Annotated in this window: 1 protein-coding gene and 1 pseudogene; both read left to right on the top strand. The window is 57.3% G+C overall.

Annotated features, from left to right (window positions below; all coding sequences use genetic code 11):
- Window positions 1–55 precede the first annotated feature (55 nt).
- On the top strand, window positions 56–337 hold the full coding sequence (locus ABRP66_RS11600) for a transposase (protein WP_284783285.1): 282 nt from the start codon (window positions 56–58) through the stop codon (window positions 335–337).
- Between the two features lie 530 nt (window positions 338–867).
- A pseudogene (locus ABRP66_RS11595) lies at window positions 868–1,209 on the top strand (transposase).
- Window positions 1,210–1,225: the final 16 nt, after the last annotated feature.

Genomic DNA, 1,225 nt, shown 5'->3' with positions numbered 1-1,225 from the left:
TGGTTTGATCGTGTCTTCCGTGACAGCCCCTTGTTGGGCAGGAAGACTGATAATCATGAAGAAGTTTTCAAAACACACTCCTGAGCAGATCGTGGCCAAACTTGATAAAGCCCGATCCATGAAGGCCTCGGGTAGTACCTTAGCCGAAGTCTGCCGCGACCTCGGTGTTAGCGAGGCAACCTACCGTCGCTGGGTCAAGCAGTACGGCGAGATGTCCCGCAGTAAACCCCGCCGCTTTAAAGAACTGCAGGAAGAAAACGCCAAGCTTACCCGCCTACTCGGAGAAGCCGAGTTGGAAAAAGCGCTACTAAAGGAGCTTGCGGAGGGAAAATTCTGACCCCGGCACGCAAATATGAAGCCATTGATTACGCTGTATCCGTGGGCTATTCGGTGCGCTTTGCCTGTCGCGTGGTCGGGGTATCTAGAGCGGCGTACTACAACGCCCGCACACGCCACCAGCAGCCCAGCGTGGATAAGTACGCTGCTCTACGCAGGTGGCTCGTCACTTTCACTGGTGAGCACCGACGCTGGGGCTATCGCCGTGCTTGGGTGAAAGCCCAGGCCAGCTGGTTTTACCTGTGGCCGTGATGTGGTGCGCCGGCTGTGGCGCCAGGAGGGTTTGCGGGCTTGTGCTTGCAAAGCTGGTAAGCAACGGTGCTTGCCTGTGCCAACGCCGCGTACGCAGCCAGCGACATGTCCGGGGCACGTGTGGGCACTGGACTTCCAGTTCGATAGCGACTACCAGGGCAAAGCCTTTTAAGATCTGCAACGTGATCGACGAGTTTACCCGTGAGCATGTTGGTTTCGAGGTCGCTCGGTCAATTACTGCTACTGCGGTGATTGACCTGCTGGAGAACGTGAGCTGCTGTGCGTGGCAGGCCTCGGGTGTTACGTATGGATAACGGCCCGGAGTTCATCAGCCGTGAGCTGGCTAGTTGGGCTGCTAAGCAAGGCACTGTCGAGGCGTTCATCCCACCGGGAATGCCATGGCATAACGGGTTTGTGGAGTCCTTCCACAACCGGCTACGCTACGAGTTGTGAGAGGACGAGATGTTCGACGACCCCGCCCATGCGTCGCGTTGCCTGCGACTGTGGTCGAAGCGCTATAATACCTATCATCCTCATTCGAGCCTAGGGTTTATCCCGCCGACTGAGTACGCCAACCAATGGCACCAAACCCAGGAAGGCACTCAAACCGCCCGGTCTTAAAAACCAGCCCGGCCCA

Source organism: Corynebacterium sp. KPL2680 (assembly GCF_040225675.1).
Classification (GTDB): Bacteria; Actinomycetota; Actinomycetes; order Mycobacteriales; family Mycobacteriaceae; genus Corynebacterium; species Corynebacterium rhinophilum.
The sequence above is the reverse complement of the archived record's forward strand: the minus strand, read 5'-3'. Positions and strand labels throughout refer to the sequence as shown.